Origin of the sequence: Micromonospora sp. WMMD998 (assembly GCF_029581235.1) — a bacterium.
Classification (GTDB): Bacteria; Actinomycetota; Actinomycetes; order Mycobacteriales; family Micromonosporaceae; genus Micromonospora.
Genome location: NZ_CP120740.1, coordinates 5,358,635 through 5,384,378 on the forward strand (window position 1 = coordinate 5,358,635; position 25,744 = coordinate 5,384,378).

A 25,744-nucleotide genomic window follows, 5' to 3' on the forward strand; every position below is an offset into this window, starting at 1 on the left:
CCGTGATGACCACAGGCAGCCAGCCGGCCAAGGCGTCGGGCAGCTACCGGATCGGCGGTGACCTGCGGGTCGACCGCCTCGGCTACGGGGCGATGCAGCTCACCGGACCCGGTGTCTGGGGCGACCCGAAGGACCCGGCCGAGGCGGTGCGGGTGTTGCGTCGCGCGTACGAGCTGGGGGTCACGTTCGTCGACACCGCCGACTCGTACGGGCCGTTCGTCAGTGAGTTGCTGATCAGAGAGGCGCTGCACCCGTACCCCGACGACCTGGTGATCGCGACGAAGGCCGGGCTGACCCGCTCCGGGCCGGGCGACTGGCGGCCGGTGGGGCGCCCGGAATATCTGCGCCAGCAGTGCGAGCTGAGCCTGCGCCATCTGGGCCTGGACGCGATTCCGCTCTACCAGTTGCACCGGATCGACGCCAAGGTGCCGCTCGCGGATCAGCTCGGCGAGCTGGCGCTGCTGAAGCAGGAGGGCAAGATCCGGCACATCGGCCTCTCCGAGGTGACCGTCGAGCAGATCGAGGCGGCCCGGAAGATCACCCCGATCGTGTCCGTGCAGAACCTCTACAACCTGGCCGACCGCGGCGCGGAGGACGTGCTGACCCACTGCGAGCGCGACGACCTGGCGTTCATCCCGTGGTTCCCGATCGCCACCGGCAACCTGGCGCGGCCCGGCGGGCCGCTGGACGCGATCTCCACCGCGCACGGCGCCAGCCCCGCGCAGCTCGCCCTGGCGTGGCTGTTGCGCCGGTCGCCGGTGATGCTTCCCATTCCGGGTACGTCGTCGGTGGCGCACCTGGAGGAGAACGTCGCGGCGGCCGAGGTCGAGCTGACCGACGACGAGTACGAGGCGTTGGCGAAGGCGGCCTGAGCCGACCTCTTTGCGAGGCGTGATCGAGCAACTACTGTCGGAAGGATTTCTCGCGACTGGGGGTCCACCGCAGTGGAATTCGACTACGTCGTCGTCGGGGCCGGCGCGGCGGGATGCGTGCTGGCCGACCGGCTGACCGAGGATCCGGGCACCCGGGTCCTGCTGCTGGAGGCGGGCGGCTGGGACCGGAGCCCGTTCGTCCGGGTGCCGAAGGCGTTCTCCCGGCTGATGGACGATCCGCGTACCGCCTGGCACTACCCGGCGACGACCGGGCCGGGCCGGCGGGAGACCTGGCAGCGCGGCCGGATGGTCGGCGGCTCCACCTCGGTCAACGGCATGATCTGGAGCCGCGGCGCGGCCCGGGACTGGGACGCGCTGGCGCCGCTGGGGTGGGGCTGGTCGGTCATGCGGCGGGTGTTCCAGCGGGTGGAGGACCACCCGCTGGGACCCGCGCCGCACCGGGGCGTCGGCGGACCGGTGCGGCTCTCCGTGGCCACCGGCACCGACCCGCTCGCCGAGGAGATGGTGGCCACCGGCGCCGAGCTGGGCTGGCGCACTGCGGACGATCTGGACGCCGGCGACGACGAACGGATCGGCTATCCGACCGCCACCATCCACAGGGGACGGCGGGTCAGCGCCGCCGACGCGTTCCTGCATCCGGCGCGTCGCCGCCCGAACCTGACCGTCGTGGTCGGCGCGGTCGCGCTGCGCGTGCTCGTCGAGGGCGGCCGGGCGGTCGGCGTACGGGTGGCGTGGCGCGGCCGGGAGGTCGAGCACCGGGCGGCCGGCGAGGTGATCCTCGCCGCCGGCGCGCTGGCCACCCCGCAACTGTTGCAGGTCTCCGGCATCGGCCCGGCGGGGACGCTGCGCGCCGCCGGGGTGCCGGTGCTGCTCGACCGGCCGCGGGTGGGCGCCGGGCTACGGGAGCACCTGTCGATCGCGTTGCAGTACCGGCTCGCCGGCACCGGCGGCCACAACGCCCGGCTGGCGGGCCCGCTCGGGCAGGCCCGCGCCACGCTGCGCTGGCTGCTCACCCGCGGCGGCCCGCTGGCGTTGCCGGTGTTCGACGTGGCGGCGCACGTGAAGTCCCGGCCGGACCTGGACCGGCCGGACGGCCACCTGCTGATGGCGCCGTTCTCGGCCGCCCCGCGCCGCCCGGGCCGGGCGCTGGAGCTGGAACGGGAGCCCGGCCTGATGTGCCTGGGCACGGTGACCCGGCCGGACAGCGAGGGCAGCCTCACCGTCACCGACGCCGACCCGCGCACCCCGCCGTCGATCGTGGCGAACTACCTCGCCACCGGGCACGACCGGCGGGTGGCGGTGGACCTGTTCCGGCGGATGCGGGAGTTCTTCGCCACCGGGCCGATCGCCAAGCGGATCAACGCGGAGACGGTGCCCGGCCTGGCGACCCGGACGGACGAGGAGATCGTCGAGGCGGCGGTGGCGCACGGCTACTGCGGCTACCACGCGATCGGCACCTGCGCGATGGGCGCGGACGACGACCACGTGGTCGACGCCGAGTTGCGGGTCCGCGGCGTCGACGGGCTGCGGGTGGTGGACGCCTCGGTGCTGCCGGTGATGGTGGCGGGCTGGACGAGCGCGCCGGTGACGGCGCTGGCCTGGCGGGCGGCCGACGTGATCCGGGGCCGCGCCGAGGGGTGAGCGCGCGGCGTCTGCGGGCCCGCCGTCGACGGGGCCGGCCGCCCACCCGACGTGGACGGCCGGTCCCCGTGGACGGCCGGTCCCCGTAGCGGGCCCGCGCCGTGGCGGGCCCGCGCCGTGGCGGGCCCGCGCCGTGGCGGGCCCGCGCCGTGGCGGGCCCGCGCCGTGGCGGGCCCGCGCCGTGGCGGGCCCGCGCCGTGGCGGGCCCGCGCCCGCTCAGATCGCGAAGCAGTTCGGCCGGATCGCGGCGCCCGCGAGGGTCTGCCGCACCGCCGTGTAGGTGGTGCCGTCGAGGACCAGGCCGAGGTGGCCGACGACCCGCAGCGGGCACCACGCCTGCACCAGGATGTTCGTCGCGCCGTCGGCGAGCACCGCGTTGTCGACCGGCCGGACCAACTCGTCCTGCCAGGTGCGCAGCGTGGTCCAGCGGACCGGGCCGGGGGTGTCGTCGCCGGCGTTCAGGTCGGCCAGGAAGCTCGACCCGATGGTCATCTGCTGGCAGGCGACGATGCCGGCGCAACTGCCCAGCCCGACGACGTTGACGATGTTGGCGACGTACGTGCCGTACTGCGGGCTGCCCAGGCTGATGTACTGGTCGACCCGGTCGGCGCCGCCGAGGTTCCTGACGTACCAGCGGCTGACCAGCCCACCCTCGGAGTGGGTGACCAGGTCGACCCGGCTGGCCCCGGTGGCGGCGCGGACCTGGTCCACGTAGGACGACAGCGCCCGGGCCGACTCGCGGATGTCGCCGAGGCCGAGGTTCGGCAGTTGATAGATCGACACCCGGTAGCCGTCGGCGCGCAGCCGGGCGGCGATCGGCTCGTACGCGATGGAGACCCCGATCAGCCCGCCGACCACGATGACCGGGTCGGCCGCCGCGGCGGCGGCCCGTTCGGCGGCGGTGGTGGTGGCCCGGTCGGTGGTGGTGGTGGCCCGGTCGGCGGCGGTGGCGGGGGTCGTCGGTGACGGCGCGGCGGCGTGGGCGGCGGTGGCCGGGACGAGCAGGGCGACGGTGGCGGTGGCGGTGGCGGCGGCGGCGGCGGCGGCGAGGATCGTTCGGAGCAGCATGGGCTGCACCTCCGAGGGGAGGCACCCGGTCGGGGACCGGGAGGGACGGGTGGGATCCGATCGATCGTGGGAACGATGATGCGTGTCGGATTTCACACACGTCAATGAAAAGTTACGCGCCGGTAACCCGTTGGTGCGCCCCGCGCGCAAACCGGCACGTCGGACACCTCCGCCTCACCTGATCCACTCCACCTCGCCGAAGTGGCTGCTTCCCGGACTTGCCGACCCCACCACTCCACCGAGATGGCGTGGTGGGGGCGGCCAGCCGACATGGACGGTCTGCACCGTGGAGGCGATGACCGGTCCCCCGGCGACCGGCATGGATGGCATGCTGGGCGCCGTGTCCGCCCCGCCCTCGCCGGAGAAGCCGCTCCGGGTGATGCCCTGGTGGCTGGCGCTGCTCGGGCTGCTGCTGGCCGTCGGGCTCGGCTGGCTGGTGCTCGGCTGGCTGCTCGCCGAGGCCGACCGGGCCGCCCAGCCCGACACCCGGGCCACGCTGCGCGTCGACGCCATCCGCACCGGCCTCACCGTGGTGGCCGGCACCGGCGGCGGGCTCGCGCTGCTGTTCGCCGCCCGTCGACAGTGGATCAGCGAACGCGGCCAGCGGCACCAGGAGTCCGTCGCCGCCCGCGACCAGGCGCACCGGGACCGGGTGCAGGCGCACGCGGAGGCGGTCGCCGAGGCCGCCGCACGGCACCAGGAACGCCAGGCCACCGCCGCCGAGCACGACGCCGGCGAGCGGCGGCTCACCGAACTCTACGTCCGGGCCATCGAGCTGGTCGGCAGCGACAACCCGGCGGTACGCCTCGGCGGCCTGCACGCCCTGGAACGCCTCGGTCAGGACAACCCGGGGCAGCGGCCGACCACAGTGGCGGTGCTCTGCGCGTACCTGCGGATGCCGGCGCCCGACGACCCGCGCGAGGCCGAGGTGCGCCGCACCGCGCAGCGGATGCTCACCCGGCACCTACGGGCGGACCGGGACACCTGGTGGCCGGGCACCGCGCTGGACCTGACCGGCGCCAAGCTGGACGACTTCGACGCCGCCGGTTGCACCCTCGTCGACCTGGACCTCACCGGCGCGGTCTGCGCCGGCGTCACGAGCTTCGCCGGGGCGGTCGCGCACGGCCGGCTGCGGCTGGCCGCCGAGTTCACCGACCTCGTGTGCGACGACCTCACCGGCGACGCCGACATCGTGCTCGACGACGCCCGGGTCACCGGCCGGGCCAGCTTCGACCGGGCCGACCTCGGTGGCGCGCTGTCCTGCCGCGGGACGCGCTTCGGGCAGGTGTCCTTCCACACCGCCACGCTGCGACAGCCGAGCAGCTTCGACCGGGCCACGTTCGACGGCAGCGCCACGTTCCGGGAGGCGGTGTTCCTGGCCGGGCTGTCCATGGAGCACACCGCTTTCGCCGGGTACGCGGGCTTCCGCCGGGCGCGCTTCGCCGACCTGGCGCTGTTCCGCTGGACCGAGTTCGGCGCGGAGGCGTGGTTCGAGGGCGCCCGCTTCGAGGGCGGCACCAACTTCGGCCGGGCCGTGTTCCACGGCGGGGCCCACTTCGAGGGGGCGAAACTGGCCCGCCGGCCCCTGGTCGACCAGGCCCGCGCGTCGACATCCGTCACCCACACCTGGCCCCCGGAGGTCACGGTGACGCGACGCGACGACGACTGGCTCGTCCTCAGCGACCCGTGACGGCCGGTCAGTTGCCGAGCGCCTGGACCTTGGCGATGGTCTCCTGCACGTGCTGGCGGGCCGGCTCGCCGCCCTGCGCGGCCTGGGCGAGCGCCTGCCGGTAGGCGTCGATGACCCCGATCAGCGGCCCCGCCGTCGCGCCTTCGAGCGCGCCGGCGACAAGCGCCCGCGCCTCGGCCGCGTCCTGCGCTGCGGCTGCCGTGCGGGCCTTCGCCTCGTCCAGCTTCTGTGCCGCCGCCGCCAGCCTGGCGATGACCTCCGCAGCGCTCACAAGCCCTCCCCATTCGCTCGCGCCAGCCTACCCCCACCCCCACCCCCACCTCGCCACTCCTCGATCATGGACTTGTGGCACCTCCCAAAAGCCACAGAAGCCGCATTCTCTGGCACCACAAGTCCAAGATCGACGGCGCCCCGCCCTCGATGCCGCGGCGAGACGACTTGCCCGGGAGGCGGGCAGTCAGCGCAGGAGGCGGAACAGGACCAGGTAGACGCAGAACAGCGACGGGGAAACCAGCGCGCAGATCACGAAGCCGAGCGGCACGTACCGCCCGGCCGGTGCCGCACCGTCGGTGAGCACCGGGCGGCCCCACTTCGCCAGCACGAGCTGACCGGCCACGAAGGACATCAACGGCACGCCCGCGCACGACACCGCCGCCACCAGGTCCATCCCGGAGATCGGCAACGGCGTGCCGACAAGCGCGACGAGCATCAGCAGCGACCCGACGAGCGCGCACCCGGCGTAGACGGCGACCGCCCGGGCCGGCGCGGACCAGGTCGGCAGCAGCACCGGCCGACGCGCGAGCGCCTCCGCCTCCTGCCCGTGCCGGTCGGCCTCGTCGGCCAGCCGCCCGGCCGCCGCCAACTCCGCCGCCGGGTCACCCGCCGGCACGGTCCCGCTCCCCTCGGGGTACGCCCCGACGCCCGCCCGCCCCGGCGCGGCGGCTGCGCCGCCGGTCGCCCCGTCCCCCGGTCCGGGTCCGGTAGACGGCCCGGCCCCAGGTCCGGGCCCGGTAGACGGCTCGGCCCCCGGTCCGGTCCCGACGGGCGGGTTGGCTGCCTCCGGAACCGACCGCATCGGCATGCCGACCGCCTCCCCCAGCCGGTCCAGGCGCTCCCCCTGGGCGGCCAACCGCCGCCCGACCGTGTCCAGGCCGGACTGGAGGTCACGCCGACGTTCCGCCTCGGCGGCGATCGCCCGCTCCCCGCCCCGCTGCCGGGTGGACAGCTCCCGGAGCAGCGCCGCGTAGTCGTCGAAGCCGCTCACGCGGTACTTCCGTCCGTTCGCGACTGCGGGGCTCGCAAAACCGGCTCACTCCTCACGCTCACGGGCTGTCGTCCTCGGCGGCGAACGGCACGATCAGGGCGGTGCGGTGGTCGTGCCGGTCGACGAGCAGGGCACGGCCGTCACGCGGGGTGTAGGCGAGGTCGTGCACCCCGAGGTGCAGGCCGAGGTCGGCGGCCGGCACGTTCAACGCGACCAGGCCGGTCACGTCGTCGCGGTGCCCGCTGCCGCCGAGGTCGTCGGCGAGCCGGCGCAGCCCACGCCACCAGCCGAGCACGTGCACGCCGCGCCCCGGGCCGTGCCGCAGCACCGCGCGCAGGTCGTCGTGGCCGGAGCGGAACGTGCCCGGGTCGGTGGCGGCGAGCGTGCCGGCGGCGGCGTCCATCCCGAACCCCACCAGGTAGGTGCGGCCCGGGTCGAGCGCGTCGCCGGCCGCCTCGGCGAGGAACGCGCGCAGGGCGTCGGCGTCGAGCCGGCGGACCGGGTGGCCGGCCGCGGCGAACGTCATGGCGAGGTCGTCGGCGAGGTCGGTGGTGCCGGGGGCCAGCGGCGCGAACAGGAACCGGGCGGTGCCCGGCACGTGCTGCCGGGCCAGTGCCAGGGCCGCGCACCGGAGCATCTCCGCGCCGGTGGCGGCGGTGCCGACCACGGCCAGGTGCCGGCCGGGGCTGGCGTCGAGGGGGAACCCGGCCGGACTGCCGGCGACGTCCACCACGCGGCCGACCAGGGCGTACGGCGGGTCGGCGCCGGGGGTCAGCGCCGCCCAGGCGGGGTCGTCGGCGAGCCGCGGCGTGTCGTGGCCGCGGAAGACGGCCGGCGGTTGCGCCCCCTCCGGCCGGGCCGCGTGCAGCTCGTGGCGCAGCGTCGCCAGGTCGACCGCGGCGGCGTGCGCGTCGGGGAAGCGCACCTCGACGTCCGCGCCGGGCGCGCCGGCGGCGGCGTTCACCACGGCCGTGCCGACGGTCAGCCCGCGGGCGGCGTCGTTACGCGGGTCCAGCACGCCGTCCCCGCCGGGCAGCGCGATACGCAGCGGGAACTGGCCGAAGATGGCCTCGGCGCGGCCGTAGAGGGCCTCGACGCCGGTGGTGCTCTGGCTGGCCAGCACCAGGTGCAGGCCGTACGATCGGCCCTTGCGGGCCAGCTCCTCGATCAGGTCGACGGCCTGCCGGGCCAGCGCGTCGTTGCCGGCGAACAGCACCTGGAACTCGTCGACGACGGTGACGATCCGGGGCGGCCGGGCGTTCGGCGGCACGTCGGCGAGGCGGCTGACGCCGTGGCGCTTGAGCAGCTCGGCGCGGCGGGTCAGCTCGGCGCGCAGCTCCCGGAGCACGGCCACGCCGTACTCGCGGTCGGACTCGATGCCGACGGCCCCGGCGTGCGGCAGCCAGGACGGGTCGCGCGGGGTCGGCACGAACTCGGTGAAGCTGACACCCTCCTTGAAGTCGAGCAGCATCAGGCGCAGCTCGGCCGGGGAGTAGCGGGCGGCCAGCCCGTAGAGCACGTCGAGCAGCAGGACCGTCTTGCCGGCGCCGGTGCGCCCGCCGACCAGCCAGTGCGGCGTGGCGTCGTCGAACGCGACGGTCACCGGTTTCCGCCCCGCCCGGCCGAGCACCGTGCGCAGGCCGCCGGCGGCCGACTCGGTCCAGCGGGCCGGCGGCAGCAGGTCGGCGAAGGTGATGCCGGAGGAGTCGTCGGCGGCCTCGGCGAGCCGGCGTGCCAGCGCGGTCACCGCCGCGTGCGACGGGCCGCCGTCGAGCACCACGGGCGCGGCCAGCCCGCTGCCGTCGGCGCTGAACGGACGCCCCGGCGGGTCGCCGACCAGGGCGTAACGCTCGGTCACCCGGAGCTGGGTGGTGGCACCCAGCGGCGGCGCGCCGCCTGGCGCCCCGGCCGCCGCTCCCGCTCCGGCCGGCCACTGCCCACCCGCACGCCCGGACGCATCACCCGGACCGGCCGGCGAGCGCCCGGCCATCCCGCCCGGACCGGCCGGTGAGTGCCCGGACGGGCCGGGCGGACCGGCCGGTGAGTGCCCGGACGGGCCGGGCGGGCCGGCCGGTGAGTAGCCGGCCAGCAGCACGCACACCGCCGCGGCCGGGCCGGCGTGGGTGAGCGCGGCCAACCGGGCCAGCTCCCGCGCCGGCGGCGCCGACGCGACGACCACCACCAGCAACTCCCGGTCCTCCGGGTCGGCCCGCTGGGCGGTACGCGCGTGCCGCTCGGCGGCGTCCAGCAGCGCGGTCGTCTCCGCGTCGGTGGTCGCCGTCGCACCGAGCACCCCGGCGTCGTGCAGCGGGCGCAGCGGTAGGAACGCCGCACCGAACGCGGCCTGGTCGACGCCGACCACCCGGACCGCGCCGGCTGGGGCGGCGGTGAGCAGCCGCACCACCACCACGCGCAGCAGCTCACCGACGCGCGGGTCGCGGGCGTCGGCGTCGATCGCCAGGTGGGCGCCGGCCCCCACCGGCACGAGCACCGGGAACGCGCCGTCGACAGTGGTGGCGACGCCGAGACGTACCGGCGCGGGGTGGGTCGCGACGCGGGCCGTGCCGGGCACCGCGGCGGCCAGCTCCCCGCCCAGGCGGGCCAGCCGGGCGACCAGCTCGGGGCTGCCGACGGGGGCCGGGCCGGCGGCGGTCAGCGCCCGGCGGGCCGCCTCCCAGTGCCGCAGCGCCGCCCGATGCCGCTCGACCGCCTGCCGGTACGCCGCCGCGAGCCTGTTCACCCGTCCGCCCTCCGACGCCACCGTCTGCGATCGAGGGAACCCTAACGGACGCGCATCGCGGAGGCACGGCGTGCTCGGCACCCGGGATTCGTCCACTGTTCACCCGGCCGGGGCCGGCCCCGCCGCCCGCCGTTCCCCCGGCCCGGCTTGCCTGCCAAGGCAACCTCATGTGCACAGGAAGGCGACGACGTGACCTCCTCTCCCCTTTCCCGGCGGTCCCTGCTGGGCGGCGCGGCCGGTGGCCTCGGCATCGTGGTGGCCGGCAACCTGGACGCCATCGCCGGCCCGGCGGCGGCCCGGGCCGCGTGCCGCCCCGCCGCCGGCTACGGCGATCTGGTGCCCGACCCGGCCGGGCTGCTGGCACTGCCGCCCGGCTTCCGGTACACCGTCGTCGCCCAGGCGGGCGCGACACTCCTGGAGTCGGGGCAGGCGACCCCGAGCGACGCCGACGGCACCGGCTGCTTCCGCGGCCCGCGCGGGTCGGTGCTGGTGAACAACCACGAGATCGGCGGCGACGAGCCGTACCCGGTGCCGGCGCTGCCCGGCCTCACCTACGACCCCGGCGCGCGCGGCGGCACCACCACCATCGAGGTGGACCGGCACGGCCGGCGGCTGCGCGAATATGTCAGCGTGGCCGGCACGCACAACAACTGCGCCGGCGGCATCACCCCGTGGGGCACGTGGCTGACCTGCGAGGAGACCGAGCAGCGGGCCGGCGGTCAGTTCCAGAAGGACCACGGGTACGTCTTCGAGGTCGACCCGCACGACCGGTCGGCCAACCAGGATCCGGTGGCGCTGACGTTCCTCGGCCGCTACTCCCACGAGGCGGTGGCGGTCGACCCGTACACCCACTCGATCTATCTGACCGAGGACGCGAGCGGCCCGAACGGGCTCTACTTCCGGTGGACGCCGCCGCCCGGCTTCCGGGCCGGCAAGGGCGCGCTGCGGGCGCTCGCCCAGCGGCCGGACGGCGGCACCGCCGGCACCCTCGAAGCGATGCGTTGCCTGCGGGGCGACGGGCACGTGGCCGACCTGTCCGAAGCCACCAGGCCGGGCACCCGGTACAGGGTGGAGTGGGTGCAGGTGCCGGACCGGGACGCCCGGACCGTGTCGGTGCGCAAGCAGTTCACCGACGACGAGGTGACCCGCAGCCGCAAGCTGGAGGGTGCCTGGTGGGGCGACGGCGGCGCGTACTTCGTGGCCAGCTTCGCCCGGCACAGCGACGGCAGCGTCAACGAGCACGACGGCCAGGTCTGGTTCTACGACCCACGACGGCAGACGGTCACGCTGAAGACCATCTTCGGGGTGAACACCGACCCGGAGGCCGACCACGGCAACTACGACGGACCGGACAACATCACCGTCTCCCCGTACGGCGGGGTGATCCTGGCCGAGGACGGCGAGGGCGTGTCGCACCTGGTGGGGATCACCGAGCAGGGCAAGGCGTACCCGCTGGCCCGCAACGAGCTGAACGACAGCGAGTTCACCGGGCCGACGTTCAGCGCGGACGGGAAGATCCTGTTCGCGAACATCCAGACGCCGGGGTACGTGTTCGCGATCACCGGCCCGTGGGGGCGCCCGAGCAACGCGCACCGCTGAATTCGCTCCCGCCCAGTTGCGGATCTTGGAAGGACTCGACCCCTCCGGGGGCCGTTTTCTTCCAAGATCTATGAGCGTTGTCCACAGGGGCCGCGCGGCGGTCCCTGTGGACGGCAACCTTGGCGGGTGGGGAACTCGTGGGCAGGGATGCGGCGGGCGCTGCCGTCGGACGACGCGGACGAGTTGACCTGGTTGTTGTTCCGTCAGGACGACGTGCTCAGCCTCGGCCAGGCACAGGCGCACCTCACGCGCAAGGCGATCCGGCATCGGGTGGCCAGCGGTCGATGGCGTCAGGCTCACCGAGCGGTTCTCGTCGCGCACAACGGCCCCGTCGGCCCCACTCAGCTCCGGTGGATCGCGGTGCTGGCCGCCGGCCCGACCGCGCTGCTCGGCGGCATCACCGCCGCCCAGGCCGGCGGGCTACGTGGGTTTCCGGACCGCGTCGTCCATCTGCTCCTGCCCGGCACCTGCCGTCGTGCTCCGCTGCCGACCGGAGTACGAGCACACCGGACCACTCACCTGCCCGACGGTGACGTGGTGCGGGTCGCCCAGCCGCCCCGGACGACGGCTGCGCGATCGGTGATCGACGCGGCCCAGTGGGCACCTACCGATGCGCAGGCCCGGGCGATCGTGGCAGCGGCGTTCCAGCAGCGGCTCGTGGGCGCCGACGAGCTGCACGAGGTGCTGAGTCGGATGCCACGGGTCCGCCGCCGGCGACTCCTCCTGTCCACCGCCACGGACGCGGCCGGCGGAGCGCATTCGCTGGGCGAGTTGAACCTGCTCGACCTCGTGCGTCGCGCCGGCCTACCCGAGCCAACCCGCCAGGTGGTCCGGCGCGACGCCATGGGCCGGCGACGCTACCTCGACGCCTACTTCGACGAGTGGCGGGTGCACGTCGAGGTGGACGGCGGACAGCATCTCGACCCGGCGCACGCCTGGGCGGACATGCGCCGGCAGAATGCGCTCTGGATCGAGGGCGACCGCGTCCTCCGATTCCCCTCCTGGGCTCTGCGCAACGATGCGGAAGCGGTGATCGGCCAGTTAAGAGCCGCCCTCCAACCCGCCGGCTGGCCCGGATAGACGGCTTGCGCCGTTGGCGATCTCGGCGATCTTGGAAGAAAATGGCCCCCAGAGGGGCCTTCCGCTTCCAAGATCGCGCACCTCACCGCGACTCGGCTCGTTCGGCAACGAACACTCCCAAGCCGTGTACGCCCTCCACCCATCCCTGTGTCTGAAGCACGAGGATGGCTTGGCGAACCACCGTTGTCGAGACGCCGTGCTCCGCCTTGAGCTGCGCCGTGGATGGCAACTTGTCTCCGGGCGCGAGTTCTCCTGACTGAATCTGAGTGCGGAGTTGATCCGCGAGCTGTTCCCATTTCGGTTTGACGGGCATATGGACTCCCAGGTCTGCCCCGCCATTCGATCACGCACAACTACCCATGACAAGCAACGTGTTGTCGTGCTTGCATTGTGTGACTAGTCGTGCAAAGCTCGACCTGACCGGCTCCCAGGTCTGCAAGCCCGGAGTTGGTCCGTTCCCACCGCGCAGAGCGCTCGGCCGCCCAATCCCCGGGACGGCCGGGCGTGCGTACCTGTCAACCACACGTCGCACCCCGACGGGAGGCCCGATGGGCGAGCGCACCAATGACGAGTCCCCAGGTGATTCCTTCGTCTCGGCGCAGGACATCGAGGACGCCGACGACATCCTCTTCGCGCGCCTGGTCAAGGCCACCGTCACCGGGCCCGACGAGCGGTGAGCACTCGTCCGATCAAGGCGGGAGATCTTCTGCGGCTCGACCGCGCGGCGAGCGTGCAGTTCTGCCGCCCGATCACCGTGCGCGTCATTCGCGAGATCACCGACCGTCAGACGTTCGACGGCTGGGCGTGGATCGAGGTGTACGAGTTGGACGGCAGGGGTGATGCGGTCGCTAAGCGAGAGCTGTTCGTGCAGCCGGCCGGGCTGCGCTGGCTCAACGCCCGGGCCGGCGAACGCCCTACCGTCAGCCGAAGCGCCCCCATCGCCACCCGGCCGCGAGTGCCGGCATGAGTATCGGCACCCGCCCGCATCTACCCATGCGCCCGCTCTGGACCTGCCGGCGCTGCGCCCGCCCGCGGCCGTGCGCGGAGGCTCGACTCGCCCTGCTGACCGAGTACGCGGGTGACCGCCTCACCATGTCTGTCTACCTGTGCGAGCAGCTTTACGAGGCGGCTCAAGAGCTGCACCGCCTCAACCCCGACGAGGCGCCGAGCCCGCGAGCGCTGTTCGCCCGCTTCGCCGGTTGGGCACCGCTGCTCCCCTGAGGACAGGCTTCGCTACGCCTCCGCCGCGAGATCTTTTTGACCTAATCCCAGCACCTCAGCAGTTCGCCGGATCGCTCTCGACGATCGGCTCCACCGCGGCGAGCAGCCCGCCAATGATCACCTCAATGTCGGCCTCGAACCACCCCGTCAGCGATCGACCGGAGCGCACCGGCGTCTACCGCTTCCGGATCGACCAACACGTTCACTGCCACTCCCGGCTCGGCGAGCCAGAATCCCTCGGCGTCACCGATCAGGCCGGGACCGTCCGGATGGGCGAAGTCGGCAAGCTCCCACGCGCCGCCGTCGCGCTCGTGATAGTCGGTGAGGAACGCACGGACCGCGTTCAGGTCGGTCAGGCGCTCGCCCCGGAGCACGTGCACCCGCAGGTCGACCCGGTAGCCGTCGTCGACCTGGCGCTCCCAGACGCGGGTGGCGAAACTGACGTCCTCCCACTCGGTGGCGAAGTCCGACACCAACTCCCCGACGCCGGGCGGCAGAAATCCGATGTGGAACCCGTCCAACTCGCCACCACTCACCACGTCACCCGTCCCTTCGACACGATCTTGGTACGGGACCGCCCCTTGAAGGTCGCCCGCGTACCAAGATTCATCTTTGAAGCCGCTCGGTTATCGCGGCGTCCACGTCGCGGCGGGCGTAGCCCCGTAACGCCCGTCTCAGGGTGGCCGTCCGGAGGGTGTCGCGGGCGGACGCCCGCGTCGCTTGGCTGTCGGCGGCCAGCGCTTCGTCGGCCTGGGCGAGGAGGCTCTCGACCTGGCGCATGTCGTAGCCGCCGACGGTGACGGTGAACGGAAGCGGCGCGACGGTGGCCGAGCGCTCCGGCACCGATTCGTTCGGGGCGCCGCACGCGAGCGCGCGCAGTCGCTGCGCCAATGCGTCATCCACCTCGCGGACGGCATAACCCCGCAGCCGAAGGCGCAGATCGGCCGTCCGGAGGGTGTCGCGGGCGGACGCCCGCGACACGGGGCTGTCGGCGGCCAGCGCCTCGTCGGCGCGCGCGAAGAGGTCTTCGACCTGGCGCATGTCGTAGCCGCGCAACGTGACCACGAACGGCAGCGCCATGGTGCCACCGTATCGACCGCCGGCCGCGCCGCAACCGGTCCGCGCGTCAGGCGGGAGCGCCGCCGGACGGCGGGCGCAGGCCGTCGAGCGCGATCGCCAGGACGCGGTCGCGCTGCGCCGGATCGGGAAACTGGTACGCGGCGATGCCGCTGATCAGGCGTACCACGTCGTCGAAGTCGGCGTCGGTCCGGGCCGCGCCGGCGGCCTGGGCGCGGCGCAGCAGCGGCTCACCGGCGGCGTAGATCTCGGTGCGGCAGCTACCGAACACCTCGGAGTCGTGCACCAGCTCGTCGGCCAGCGCCCGCTTGGCGCCGACGTGGTCGACGAACCGGCGCAGCCAGCCGACCAGGGCGTCCCACGGGTCGAGGTCGGCCAGGTCGGCGGCGGAGGCGCTCAGTGTGCGCACCTCCTCGACGTAGACGGCCTCGAACAGGTCCCGCCGCTGCGGGAAGTTGCGGTAGAGCGTGCCGATGCCGACGCCGGCCCGGCGGGCGATCTGCTCCAGCGACGCACCCGCGCCGTACTCGCCGAACACCTCGCGGGCGGCGGCGATCAGCGCGTCGTAGTTGCGCCGCGCGTCGGCGCGCTTCGGGCGGCGCGCGAAGACCTCGGTCGCCTGGTCGGCGCTGGGCATGACGCGGCTCACTCCTTCCCTCTTGCAACCGGAGGCATCCCTCCACTACGTTGGTGGAGGCACCCCTCCGGATAGCGTACTCCGGAGGACCCGGCCCTCTGCGCCGCCACCGCCGCCCCACCGCGCGAGCGGCCACCCTCGTACCGAACGGAAGTTGTTTTACATGATCGACACCTTCCGGCGCGGCTCGCGCCGGATGACGTTCCTCGTCCTCGCGGCCGGCGCCGGCTTCTTCGCGATGCTCCAGTCGCTGATCACGCCGGTGCTGCCCACCATCCAGCACGACCTGCACACCTCGCCGAACACGGTGACCTGGGTGCTGACCGCCTACCTGCTCTCCGCGTCGATCTTCACGCCGATCCTCGGCCGGGTCGGCGACATGGTGGGCAAGGAGCGGATGCTCGTCGTCTCGCTCGCCGCGCTCGCGCTGGGCTGCCTGCTGGCCGCCGTCGCGCCGAACATCGGCGTACTCGTCGCCGCCCGGGTGGTCCAGGGCGTCGGCGGCGCCGTCTTCCCGCTGTCGTTCGGCATCATCCGCGACGAGTTCCCCGCCGCGCGGGTGAGTTCGGCGGTCGCGTCGATCTCGGCGGTCGTCGCCGTGGGCGGCGGGCTGGGCGTGGTCCTCGCCGGGCCGATCGTGGCCACCCTGGGCTACCGCTGGCTGTTCTGGATCCCGCTGGTCGTGGTCGGCCTGACCGCGGTCGCCGCGCACCGGTTCGTACCCCGGTCGCCGGTGCGCAACCCGGGCCGGATCAACTGGGCCAGCGCCGTCCTGCTCTCCGGCTGGCTGGTGGCGCTGCTGCTGCCGGTCAGCAAGGGCGCCGTCTGGGGCTGGACCTCCGGCCGGGTGACCGGGCTGTTGGCGCTGGCCGCGGTGCTCGTGGCCGGCTGGCTGGCGGTCGAGGCCCGCACCGCGAACCCGCTGATCGACCTGCGGATGATGCGCCTGCCGGCGGTCTGGACCACGAACCTGGTCGCCCTGCTCTACGGCGCCTCGATGTTCGCCGTCTTCGCCTTCCTGCCGCAGTTCGCCCAGATCCCGACAAGCGCCGGCTACGGCTTCGGCGCCAGCATCACCCAGGCCGGGCTGCTCATGCTGCCGATGCTCGTCGGCATGTTCACCGCCGGCGTGGTGGCCGGACGGCTGGAGTCCCGGTTCAGCCCCAAGGCGCAACTGAGCACCGGCGCGGTGTTCAACGTGACCGCCGCCGCCATGCTCACCGTCGCGCACGACACCCGCTGGCAGGTCGCCGTGGCCGGCGGCCTGGTCGGGCTCGGCGTCGGGCTGGCGTTCGCCTCCATGGCCAACCTGATCGTGGGCAACGTGCCGACCTCCCAGACCGGCGCGGCCACCGGCATGAACGCCAACATCCGCACCATCGGCGGCGCGATCGGCGCGGCCCTGGCCAGCACCGTGATCACCGCCAACCCGCAGCCGAGCGGGCTGCCCCGGGAGGCCGGGTACACCGCCGGTTTCCTGCTGCTCACCGGCATCTCGCTGGCCGCCGCGCTGGCCACGCTCGCCGTACCCTCCGGGCGTCGCGCGCGGCCCCCGCGGCGTGTCGTGCCGGTGCCGCAGGTCGCACCGGGCGTGCCCGGCGCTCCGGCCGTGCCGGCTGGTTCGGTCGGGGAGTTCGGGCCCCGCCCGTCTGCGACTCTGGGTGCCACCGCGATTCAGCGGAAGTCGGTGTCGGTGAGTCCCGGACGACGCGCGTGACGACTCCGGTCAGGGACTGATCAGTCTCCGGTCGCCTTCGGAGATGACGTCAACACCGCCATCGACCACCTTGATGGCGGTGTTGTCGTCGATGGCGTAGGTCGCAGGTCGACGAGCGCGTCGGAGATGCTCGGGTTGCAGATGCCCGACGACGTGAGAAGGAACTTCATGAAACCCCGCCCTCCTGAAGCCACCGCAGAACCGTACGGCACCCGATCCGATGCCACGGCCTCGGTGGACTGGTGAGGTGTTAATAGGGGGCCCCTCCTATGCAGAAAGCGTTAAGCGGGGCCCCCTCCTTACACCTCAGCCGATGGCGGCCGTGAGGGCGGCCAGGTAGCCGTAGCGATAGCCGTTCGCGTTCGGGTGGTAAGCCTCGATCACCCCGGTGACGTCGCGGATCCACGGGTCGGCGGCACACACGCCGTGCCCGGTGAAGGACGACCGCGCGTCGACGAAGGTCGCCCCGGCGGCGCCGGCCCGGCCGGCGGTGACCCCGTTCAACACGTCGGCGGCCTGGTTGAGGATGGTCCGCTTGTAGCTGCTCATGGCGAGCAGACCGCACGAACCGGTCTCGAACAGGCGCGGGTAGCCGAGCACCACGAGGCGGGCGTTCGGGGCCCGCTCGCGGATCGCGGCGTAGGTGGCGTCGAGCCGGCCGGGCAGCGTCGCGGTGGCGAACGCCTTGGCCCCGTTCACCGCGCTCTCGCAGCTCGACGTGCTGCCGAAGCGGCAGCTGGTCATCACGTCGGCGAAGCCGGCGTCGTTGCCGCCGATCGTGATGGTGACCAGCGTGGTGGCGGAGCTGAGCTGCCCCACCTGGCTGTTGCGCACGTCGGCGGTGACCGCGCCGCCGCAGGCCGGGAAGCGGAAGCTGGTGACCGCGTGCGCCGCGGCCCAGAGCGGGGCGTACGACTTCTGGCTACGCAGGCAGGTGGAGAGGTCGTACGGCCCGGCGCCGACGCCGGAGGAGTAGGAGTCGCCGAGGGCGACGTAGTTGACGGTGCCCGCCCGGGCGGCGCCGGGCAGAAGCACGGCGCCGAGGACGGCCGCCAGCACCGCGGCGAGGGCGGTGCGGACGCGACGGGACATGACAGGACCTCCACGGGACAGGGGTGGTGGAGCCCGTTGACCGCGCGCGTGGCCGAGGGATCGTGCTTGTTACTAGTCGGTAATGCTATCGAAATACTTGCAAGAACTGAATAGTTCTGAGCGCTGGTTCGGGGCTGATCCGTTTACATGTGTCGATTAGGTTGGCGGTGCGAACACCCGACGGAGGGAGTCCCACCCGTGCCACGCGCACTCTCGGCGGCGATCGCCGCCCTGACCCTCACCACCGCCGTCACCACCGTGACCGGCGCACCCAGTCAGGCCGCCCCGACCGGATGGGGCCGACCGCACGTCTCGGCGGCCACCCCCGCGCCGGGCAGCCCCGGGCTCGGCGACAGCTACTTCCCCGACTACGGCAACGGCGGCTACGACGTCGACCACTACGACATCCGGCTGCGCTACGAGCCGGCCACCGACCGGCTCAGCGGCACCACCACGATCCTGGCCACCGCCACCCAGGACCTGTCCCGGTTCAACCTCGACTTCGCGCTCGACGTCGAATCGGTGCGGGTCGACGGCTGGGTCGCCGGTTTCGCCCGGGCCGGCGACCACGAGCTGGTGATCACCCCGCCCCGGACGCTGACCAGGGGCCAGCAGCTCACCGTCGTGGTGAAATACGCCGGCATCCCGTCGACGACCAAGGTGTACGGCTACACCGGCTGGACCCGCACCGCCGACGGCGCGCTCGCCGTGAACGAGCCCGAGTCGGCCTGGTGGTGGTTCCCGAGCAACGACCACCCGAAGGACAAGGCCACCTGGGACATCTCGGTCTCGGTGCCCACCGGCGTCGAGGTGGTCAGCAACGGCGTACAGCCGCGCGACCCGCTGCCGGAGGCCGGCAACCGCACCCGGTGGAGCTGGCGCAGCGTCAAGCCCGGCGCCACCTACCAGGCGTTCCTGGCCATCGGGCAGTACGACATCGTCACCGACACCGCGCCGAACGGGCAGCCGGTGGTGAACGCGTACAGCACCACGCTGGGCGAGCGCGGGCCCGCGGCCCGGGCCAGCATCGAACGCACCGCCGAGATCATCGACTGGGAGAGCGGGGTGTTCGGCCCGTACCCGTTCGAGGCGCAGGGTGGCGTGGCCGGCCCGATCGACGGCATCGGCTTCGCCCTGGAGACGCAGACCCGGCCGGTCTACGGCCCCGGCTTCTGGCGGCGCGGCTCGAACCCGTACGTGGTCGTGCACGAGAACGCCCACCAGTGGTTCGGCGACTCCGTCGCGGTGGCGGCCTGGCGCAACATCTGGCTCAACGAGGGCTTCGCCTCGTACGCCGAGTGGCTCTGGTCGGAGGAGCAGGACGAGGGCACCGCGCAGGAGCTGTTCGACTTCACCTACGACAGCTATCCGGCGGACTCGGACTTCTGGCAGGTGCTCCCGGGTGACCCGGGCGCCGACCGGGTCTTCGACGGCGCGGTCTACGACCGGGGCGCGATGGCGCTGCACCAGATCCGGCTGGCCGTCGGCGACCCGGCGTTCTTCCGGATCCTGCGCACCTGGACGGCGCGGCACCAGTACGGCAACGGCACCATCGAGCAGTTCCAGGCGCTCGCCGAGCGGATCTCCAGCCGGGACCTGGACGCGGTGTTCACCACCTGGCTGTTCACCGCCGGCCGCCCCGAGGTGGCCGCCGCCGCCCGTACCTCGGCGGCACCGGCGCGCCCGGCCTCCTGGACGAAGATCCGGGCGGCGCACGACCTGCTCGGCCGCTGACCGGCGGGTGTTAAAAGGGGCCCCCGCCTATGCAGAATGCGTTAAGCGGGGGCCCCTCCTTACACCGCGAGGGGTTGGCGGGCCGGGTCGACGGGGGCGGGCAGCTCGCCCACCCCGCCCAGGTACGTGTGGATCGCCGCGGCGGCGGCCCGCCCCTCGGCGATCGCCCACACGATCAGCGAGGCACCCCGGTGCATGTCCCCGGCGACGAACACGCCGTCGGTCGCCTGCCAGCCGGCGTCGGCGTCGATCGCGCCGCGCCCGTTGCGGGCCACCCCGAGCTGGGTCAGCAGCGGCTGCTCCTCGGTGCCCTCGAAGCCGATCGCCAGCAGCACCAGGTCGGCCGGGATCTCCCGCTCCGAGCCGGGCAGCGGGGTGACGATCCGCCGGCCGTCGACCTTCGCCACGGTCACCTCGGCGATCCGGACGGCCCGGACCTGCCCGGTGCCGTCGTCGACGAACTCCTGCACCGCCACCGCGAAGACCCGCTCGCCGCCCTCCTCGTGCGCCGGGTAGGAGCGCAGCACCCACGGCCACGTCGGCCACGGGTCCCGGGCGCCGTCCCGGTCCGTCGGCGGCTGCGGGTAGAGGTCGAGCTGGTGTACGCCGGCGGCGCCCTGCCGGTGGGCCACGCCGAGACAGTCCGCGGCGGTGTCCCCACCACCGATGATCACCACGTGCTTGCCGGCCGCGTCGATCGGTGTGCCGTCCGGCAGCGTGGCCGGGGCCGGCCGCCCGTCGCCGGCAGCCGACACCACCCGGTTCGCGGCCACCAGGTGCGCCATCGCCTGGTGCACGCCGCGCAACGCCCGGCCCGGCGTCTCCGGGGTGTCCCGGCCCTGCAACGCGCCGCAGGCGAGCAGCACCGCGTCGTGTTCGGCGCGCACCTGCTCGGCGGTGACGTCCACGCCGACGTTCACCCCGGTGCGGAAGCGCACCCCCTCGGCGGTGAGCTGGGCCACCCGGCGGTCGACGTGCTGCTTCTCCAGCTTGAAGTCGGGGATGCCGTAGCGGAGGAGGCCGCCGGGGACGTCGTCACGCTCGTACACGGTGACCGCGTGGCCGGCGCGGGCGAGCTGCTGCGCGGCGGCCAACCCGGCCGGACCGGAGCCGACCACGGCCACCGAACGGCCGGTCGAGGTGGACGCGGGCCGGGGCCGCAGCCCGTCACCGGCCACCGCCGCGTCGGCGATCTCCACCTCGACCTGCTTGATGGTGACCGGCTGCTGGCCGCCGAGGCCGAGCACGCAGGCCGCCTCGCACGGCGCCGGGCAGAGCCGGCCGGTGAACTCGGGGAAGTTGTTCGTCGCGTGCAGCGACTCCACCGCGGCGTCCCAGTTGCCGGTGCGGACCAGGTCGTTCCAGTCCGGGATGCGGTTGCCCAGCGGGCAGCCGTCGTGGCAGAACGGGATGCCGCAGTCCATGCACCGGGTGGCCTGCTCGCGGATCAACTCCTCGCCGGCCGGCGGGTAGACCTCCCGCCAGTCCATGATCCGCACCGGGACCGGGCGGCGGGCGGGTAGCCGCCTGTCGTAGCGCAGGAAACCGTTCGGGTCAGGCACGAGCCACCTCCTGGGCGACCACCCGCGGCGCGGCCGGCGCCGGGGCTGGTGAGAGCGCACTCATCACCGCGTCGTCGACGTCGCGGCCGGCGGCTTCGGCGGCCCGCATGATCTCCATGACCCGGCGGTAGTCCCGGGGCACCACGGCGGTGAACTCCTCCACCGCCTCCGGCCAGCGCTTGAGCAGCGCCTCCGCGACCGTCGAGTCGGTCTCGGCCAGATGCCGCTGGACCAACTCGTGCAGCCGGTTGCGTTCGGAGTCGCTCAGCGGGGCCAGGTCGACCAGTTCGGCGTTCACCAGCCGCCGGTCGAGCCGGTGCACGAACGCGGTGCCGCCGGACATGCCGGCGGCGAAGTTGCGCCCGGTCGGCCCGAGCACCACCACCGTGCCGCCGGTCATGTACTCGCAGCCGTGGTCGCCGAGGCCCTCGACCACGGCCACCGCGCCGGAGTTGCGCACCGCGAACCGCTCCCCGACCCGGCCGCGCAGGAACACCTCGCCGCCGGTCGCGCCGTAGAGGATGGTGTTGCCGGCGATGATCTGGTCCTCGGCGCGGCGGCCCGGCTCGGCGTGGTGGCCGGCGAACGGCGCGGCGGTGTCCGGACGGACCACGATCCGCCCGCCGGACAGGCCCTTGCCGACGTAGTCGTTGGCGTCGCCGTGCAGGCGCAGGGTGACCCCGCGCGGCAGGAACGCGCCGAACGACTGCCCGGCGGTGCCGTGCAGCAGGAACTCGACGGTGTCGTCGGGCAGCCCGGCGCCGCCGAACCGGCGGGTCACCTCGCCGCCGAGCATCGCGCCGACGCTGCGGTGCTCGTTGCGCACGTCGACCTCGACCCGGACCGGGGTGCGGTCGCGCAGCGCCGGGCCGGCGAGGTCGATGAGCTGGTTGTCGAGCGCCACGTCGAGGCCGTGGTCCTGGGCGCGTACGCCGCGCCGGGCCGCGCCCTCGGGCAGCTCGGGCAGGTGCAGGACGCGGCTCAGGTCGAGCCCGTGGCCCTTCCAGTGGTCGATCGCGCCGACCACGTCGAGCAGCTCGGTGTGCCCGATCGCCTCGTCGATGCTCCGGAAGCCCAGCTCGGCCAGGTAGCCCCGGACCTCCTCGGCGAGGAACAGGAAGAAGTTCTCCACGAACTCCGGCCTGCCGGTGAACCGTTCCCGCAGCACCGGGTTCTGGGTGGCGATGCCGACCGGGCAGGTGTCCAGGTGGCAGACGCGCATCATCACGCAGCCCTCGACGATCAGCGGGGCGGTGGCGAAGCCGAACTCCTCCGCGCCGAGCAGCGCCGCGACGAGCACGTCCCGGCCGGTCTTGAGCTGGCCGTCGACCTGCACGGTGACCCGGTCGCGCAGCTTGTTGAGCAGCAGCGTCTGCTGCGCCTCGGCCAGGCCCAGCTCCCACGGGGTGCCGGCGTGCTTGAGCGAGTTGAGCGGGGACGCGCCGGTGCCGCCGTCGTGCCCGGAGATGAGGATGACGTCGGCCTTGAGCTTGGCCACGCCGGCCGCCACGGTGCCCACACCCACCTCGCTGACCAGCTTGACGTGCACCCGGGCGGCCGGGTTGACGCACTTCAGGTCGTGCACGAGCTGGGCCAGGTCCTCGATGGAGTAGATGTCGTGGTGCGGCGGCGGGGAGATCAGGCCGACGCCCGGGGTGGCGTGCCGGGTCCGGGCGATCCACGGCCAGACCTTGTTGCCGGGCAACTGCCCGCCCTCGCCGGGTTTCGCGCCCTGCGCCATCTTGATCTGGAGGTCGTCGGCGTTGACCAGGTATTCGCTCGTCACGCCGAACCGGCCGCTGGCGATCTGCTTGACCGCGGAGCGCCGCGCCGGGTCGTGCAGCCGCTCGACGTCCTCGCCGCCCTCGCCGGTGTTGGACTTGCCGCCGAGGCGGTTCATCGCGATGGCGAGGGTCTCGTGCGCCTCGGCCGAGATCGACCCGTACGACATGGCGCCGGTGGCGAAGCGCTTGACGATCTCGGTGGCCGGCTCGACCTCGTCCAGCGGCACCGCCGGGCGGACGCCGGTGCGCAGTGTGAACAGCCCGCGCAGCGAGCCCGCCTTCGCGGCCAGCTCGTCGACCTTCGCGGTGTACTGCCGGAAGACGTCGTACTGGCGACTGCGGGTGGCGTGCTGGAGCAGGAAGACCGTCTCCGGGTTGAACAGGTGCAGCTCGCCCTCGCGACGCCACTGGTATTCGCCGCCGACCTCCAGCCGGTCGTTGGCCTGCGCGCCCGGCGCCGGCCAGGCCAGCGCGTGCCGGGCGGCCACCTCGGCGTGGACCTCGGCCAGCCCGATGCCGCCGATCGTGCTCGGCGTGCCGCGGAAGTAGCGGTCGACCAGGCGGGGGTCCAGGCCCACCGCCTCGAACACCTGGGCGCCGCAGTACGACGACACGGTCGAGATGCCCATCTTGGACATGATCTTCAAGACGCCCTTGCCGAGCGCCTTGACGTAGTTGCGGACCGCCTTGACCCGGTCCACCCCGGCCAACACCCCGGTGGAGATCATGTCCTCCACCGACTCGAACGCGAGGTAGGGGTTCACCGCCGCCGCGCCGTACCCGATGAGCACGGCCGCGTGGTGCACCTCCCGGCAGTCGCCGGACTCCACGATCAGCGCCGCCTGCGTACGGGTCTGCTCGCGTACCAGGTGCTGGTGCACCGCGGCGGTCAGCAGCAGCGACGGGATCGGGGCCAGGTCCGCGTTGGAGTCCCGGTCGGAGAGCACCAGGATGCGTACGCCGTCCTCGATCGCCTCGGAGACGTGCCGGCAGATCTCGGTCAGCCGGGCCTTGATCCCGGCCCCGCCGTCGCGGATCGGGTAGAGGCCGGAGACCCGGACCGCCTTGAAGCCGGGCAGGTCGCCGTCCTCGTCCACGGAGAGGATCTTCGCCAGCTCGTCGTTGTCGATCACCGGGTGGGGCAGCACGATCTGACGGCAGCTCGCCGGCCCCGGGTCGAGCAGGTTGCCCTCCGGCCCGATGGTGGACGCCAGGCTGGTCACCAGCTCCTCCCGGATGGCGTCCAGCGGCGGGTTGGTGACCTGGGCGAAGAGCTGGTGGAAGTAGTCGTAGAGCAGCCGCGGCCGGGTGGACAGCGCGGCGATCGGGGTGTCGGTGCCCATCGAGCCGATCGGCTCCGCGCCGCTGCGGGCCATCGGCCCGAGCAGGATCTTCAGCTCCTCCTCGGTGTAGCCGAAGGTCTGCTGCCGGCGGCGCACCGAGTCGTGGGTGTAGACGATGTGCTCGCGCGGCGGCAGGTCGTCCATCTCGATCAGACCGGCGTGCAGCCACTCCTGGTAGGGCTCGGCGGCGGCCAGCTCGGTCTTGATCTCGTCGTCGGAGACGATCCGGCCGTTGACGGTGTCGACCAGGAACATCCGGCCCGGCTGGAGCCGCCCCTTGGCCACCACGGTGGCCGGGTCGAGGTCGAGCACGCCCGCCTCGCTGCCGAGCACCACCAGCCCGTCGCTCGTGTGCCACCAGCGGCCCGGGCGCAGGCCGTTGCGGTCCAGCACCGCGCCGACGATCTCACCGTCGGTGAACGCCACCGAGGCGGGGCCGTCCCACGGCTCCATCAGGCTGGCGTGGAAGCGGTAGAACGCGCGCTTGTCGGCGCGCATGTCCGGGTCGTTCTCCCACGCCTCGGGGATCATCATGAGCACCGCGTGCGGCAGGCTCCGGCCGGCCAGGTGCAGCAGTTCCAGGACCTCGTCGAAGTTGGCCGAGTCGGACGCGGCCGGGGTGCAGACCGGGAAGATCCGGCGGATGTTGCCGGGCAGGTTCGGGCTCCGGAGCAGTGCCTCCCGGGCCTGCATCCAGTTGCGGTTGCCCCGGATCGTGTTGATCTCGCCGTTGTGGGCGATGAACCGGTACGGGTGCGCCAGCGGCCAGGACGGGAACGTGTTGGTGGAGAAGCGCGAGTGCACGAGCGCGATCGCGCTGTCCACCCGCTCGTCGGTCAGCTCCGGGTAGAACGCCGGCAACTGGTCGGGGGTGAGCATGCCCTTGAAGACCATGGTCCGGCCGGACAGCGACGGGAAGTAGGCCGGCTGGCCGCGCTCGGCGGTCTCCCGCTCGACCTGCTTGCGCAGGCAGAACGCCACCCGGTCCAGGTCGAGCCCGGTCAGCGGGGAACCGGCCGGGCCGCCGGGCGCGTCGGTCAGCCGGCGCGCGGCCACGAAGAGTTGCCGGACCCGGGGCATCGCCGCGAGCGCGGTCTCCCCCAGCCCCGACGGGTCGATCGGCACCTCCCGCCAGCCGAGCACCTCGGCGCCCTCGACAAGCGCGTACTTGTCGACCACCTGCCGGGCGCGGGCCTCGGCCGCGTCGTCGTCGGGCAGGAAGACCAGGCCGGTGGCGTACTGGCCGGCCGGGGGCAGCGGGAAGTCGACGGTCGCGCGCAGGAACGTGTCCGGCACCTGGATCATGATCCCGGCGCCGTCACCGGTGTTGTGCTCCGCACCCCGGGCGCCCCGGTGGTCCAGCCGGCACAACGCCCCGAGGCCGTTCGCGACGACCTGGTGCGAACGGCGTCCGTGCAGGTCGGCCACGAAGGCCACCCCGCAGGCGTCGTGCTCGTACGCGGGGTCGTAGAGCCCGGCCGGCTGCGGGGCCGGCTGCGGGCTGTGAGGGTACGGAAAGGCCACCGGGCCTCCTGTCGTCACTCAGTTTGGATCATGGTGGGGACGACGTCGGCCCGCTGGGGTTTATTGAGTCTACGTTAG

Annotated in this window: 21 protein-coding genes; 10 read left to right on the plus strand and 11 right to left on the minus strand. The window is 73.5% G+C overall.

The window, feature by feature from the left end; all coding sequences use genetic code 11:
• Nucleotides 1-5: 5 nt before the first annotated feature.
• Nucleotides 6-872: an aldo/keto reductase gene (locus O7619_RS24130; protein ID WP_282283582.1), complete on the plus strand. Its 867-nt coding sequence runs from the start codon at nt 6-8 to the stop codon at nt 870-872.
• Between the two features lie 72 nt (nt 873-944).
• Nucleotides 945-2,534, plus strand: coding sequence for a GMC family oxidoreductase N-terminal domain-containing protein (locus O7619_RS24135; RefSeq protein ID WP_282283583.1), 1,590 nt, complete (start codon nt 945-947; stop codon nt 2,532-2,534).
• 216 nt (nt 2,535-2,750) lie between these two features.
• Here the strand turns inward: O7619_RS24135 and O7619_RS24140 are convergent, their stop codons facing one another.
• Nucleotides 2,751-3,602, minus strand: coding sequence for an alpha/beta fold hydrolase (locus O7619_RS24140; RefSeq protein WP_282283584.1), 852 nt, complete (start codon nt 3,600-3,602; stop codon nt 2,751-2,753).
• A gap of 295 nt (nt 3,603-3,897) precedes the next feature.
• Here O7619_RS24140 and O7619_RS24145 point away from each other — a divergent pair, with 295 nt between their 5' ends.
• Complete coding sequence (locus tag O7619_RS24145) at nt 3,898-5,292, plus strand: pentapeptide repeat-containing protein (RefSeq protein WP_282283585.1); 1,395 nt, start codon at nt 3,898-3,900, stop codon at nt 5,290-5,292.
• A gap of 7 nt (nt 5,293-5,299) precedes the next feature.
• Here O7619_RS24145 and O7619_RS24150 read toward each other — a convergent pair whose 3' ends face one another.
• The 3 genes from O7619_RS24150 to O7619_RS24160 all read right to left on the minus strand — a co-directional run bounded on the left by O7619_RS24150 (nt 5,300) and on the right by O7619_RS24160 (nt 9,296).
• Entirely contained in the window at nt 5,300-5,563 is a 264-nt protein-coding gene (locus O7619_RS24150) for a DUF6244 family protein (RefSeq protein WP_089157165.1), read from the minus strand.
• A 186-nt stretch (nt 5,564-5,749) separates the two neighbouring features.
• Entirely contained in the window at nt 5,750-6,556 is an 807-nt protein-coding gene (locus O7619_RS24155; RefSeq protein WP_282283586.1) for a hypothetical protein, read from the minus strand.
• A gap of 58 nt (nt 6,557-6,614) precedes the next feature.
• On the minus strand, nt 6,615-9,296 hold the full coding sequence (locus tag O7619_RS24160; protein ID WP_282283587.1) for an FtsK/SpoIIIE domain-containing protein: 2,682 nt from the start codon (nt 9,294-9,296) through the stop codon (nt 6,615-6,617).
• A gap of 189 nt (nt 9,297-9,485) precedes the next feature.
• On the opposite strand from O7619_RS24160, the gene O7619_RS24165 reads away from it, so the two are divergent.
• Together O7619_RS24165 and O7619_RS24170 are read left to right on the plus strand one after the other, a co-directional pair.
• On the plus strand, nt 9,486-10,895 hold the full coding sequence (locus O7619_RS24165; protein WP_282283589.1) for an alkaline phosphatase PhoX: 1,410 nt from the start codon (nt 9,486-9,488) through the stop codon (nt 10,893-10,895).
• Nucleotides 10,896-11,021: 126 nt separating this feature from the next.
• The gene (locus O7619_RS24170) at nt 11,022-11,975 is read left to right on the plus strand and encodes a DUF559 domain-containing protein (RefSeq protein WP_282283590.1); all 954 of its coding nucleotides are present in this window, start codon (nt 11,022-11,024) and stop codon (nt 11,973-11,975) included.
• 82 nt (nt 11,976-12,057) lie between these two features.
• Here O7619_RS24170 and O7619_RS24175 read toward each other — a convergent pair whose 3' ends face one another.
• Nucleotides 12,058-12,288, minus strand: a complete 231-nt coding sequence (locus tag O7619_RS24175) for a winged helix-turn-helix domain-containing protein (RefSeq protein ID WP_282283591.1) — start codon at nt 12,286-12,288, stop codon at nt 12,058-12,060.
• Between the two features lie 235 nt (nt 12,289-12,523).
• Between O7619_RS24175 and O7619_RS24180 the strand changes: the two genes are divergently transcribed.
• The 3 genes from O7619_RS24180 to O7619_RS24190 are packed head-to-tail and all read left to right on the plus strand — an operon-like array spanning nt 12,524 to nt 13,196.
• A complete protein-coding gene (locus O7619_RS24180) occupies nt 12,524-12,652 on the plus strand; it encodes a hypothetical protein (RefSeq protein ID WP_282283592.1) in 129 nt (42 codons plus the stop codon).
• On the plus strand, nt 12,649-12,942 hold the full coding sequence (locus O7619_RS24185) for a hypothetical protein (protein WP_282283593.1): 294 nt from the start codon (nt 12,649-12,651) through the stop codon (nt 12,940-12,942). The genes O7619_RS24180 and O7619_RS24185 overlap by 4 nt, the downstream gene beginning before the upstream one ends.
• Entirely contained in the window at nt 12,939-13,196 is a 258-nt protein-coding gene (locus O7619_RS24190) for a hypothetical protein (protein WP_282283595.1), read from the plus strand. The genes O7619_RS24185 and O7619_RS24190 overlap by 4 nt, the downstream gene beginning before the upstream one ends.
• Before the next feature lie 122 nt (nt 13,197-13,318).
• On the opposite strand, the gene O7619_RS24195 is transcribed toward O7619_RS24190, so the two are convergent.
• From O7619_RS24195 to O7619_RS24205, 3 genes are all read right to left on the minus strand, one after another.
• The gene (locus O7619_RS24195; protein ID WP_282283596.1) at nt 13,319-13,735 is read right to left on the minus strand and encodes a hypothetical protein; all 417 of its coding nucleotides are present in this window, start codon (nt 13,733-13,735) and stop codon (nt 13,319-13,321) included.
• Nucleotides 13,736-13,802: 67 nt separating this feature from the next.
• The gene (locus O7619_RS24200; protein WP_282283597.1) at nt 13,803-14,276 is read right to left on the minus strand and encodes a hypothetical protein; all 474 of its coding nucleotides are present in this window, start codon (nt 14,274-14,276) and stop codon (nt 13,803-13,805) included.
• Nucleotides 14,277-14,322: 46 nt separating this feature from the next.
• Nucleotides 14,323-14,910 carry a TetR/AcrR family transcriptional regulator gene (locus tag O7619_RS24205; RefSeq protein WP_282283598.1) on the minus strand — a complete coding sequence of 196 codons (588 nt, stop codon included), beginning with the start codon at nt 14,908-14,910 and terminating at the stop codon, nt 14,323-14,325.
• A 163-nt stretch (nt 14,911-15,073) separates the two neighbouring features.
• Here O7619_RS24205 and O7619_RS24210 point away from each other — a divergent pair, with 163 nt between their 5' ends.
• Nucleotides 15,074-16,627 carry an MFS transporter gene (locus tag O7619_RS24210; protein ID WP_282283599.1) on the plus strand — a complete coding sequence of 518 codons (1,554 nt, stop codon included), beginning with the start codon at nt 15,074-15,076 and terminating at the stop codon, nt 16,625-16,627.
• A gap of 306 nt (nt 16,628-16,933) precedes the next feature.
• On the opposite strand, the gene O7619_RS24215 is transcribed toward O7619_RS24210, so the two are convergent.
• Nucleotides 16,934-17,719, minus strand: coding sequence for an SGNH/GDSL hydrolase family protein (locus O7619_RS24215; protein ID WP_282283600.1), 786 nt, complete (start codon nt 17,717-17,719; stop codon nt 16,934-16,936).
• A 198-nt stretch (nt 17,720-17,917) separates the two neighbouring features.
• Between O7619_RS24215 and O7619_RS24220 the strand changes: the two genes are divergently transcribed.
• On the plus strand, nt 17,918-19,453 hold the full coding sequence (locus tag O7619_RS24220) for a M1 family metallopeptidase (protein WP_282283601.1): 1,536 nt from the start codon (nt 17,918-17,920) through the stop codon (nt 19,451-19,453).
• Between the two features lie 59 nt (nt 19,454-19,512).
• Here the strand turns inward: O7619_RS24220 and O7619_RS24225 are convergent, their stop codons facing one another.
• Both O7619_RS24225 and gltB read right to left on the minus strand, forming a co-directional pair.
• Complete coding sequence (locus tag O7619_RS24225; protein WP_282283602.1) at nt 19,513-21,015, minus strand: glutamate synthase subunit beta; 1,503 nt, start codon at nt 21,013-21,015, stop codon at nt 19,513-19,515.
• Nucleotides 21,008-25,666 (minus strand): glutamate synthase large subunit, encoded by a 4,659-nt coding sequence (gene gltB, locus O7619_RS24230; protein ID WP_282283603.1) that lies wholly within the window; start codon nt 25,664-25,666, stop codon nt 21,008-21,010. Before gltB ends, O7619_RS24225 begins: the two co-directional genes overlap by 8 nt.
• Nucleotides 25,667-25,744 lie beyond the last annotated feature (78 nt).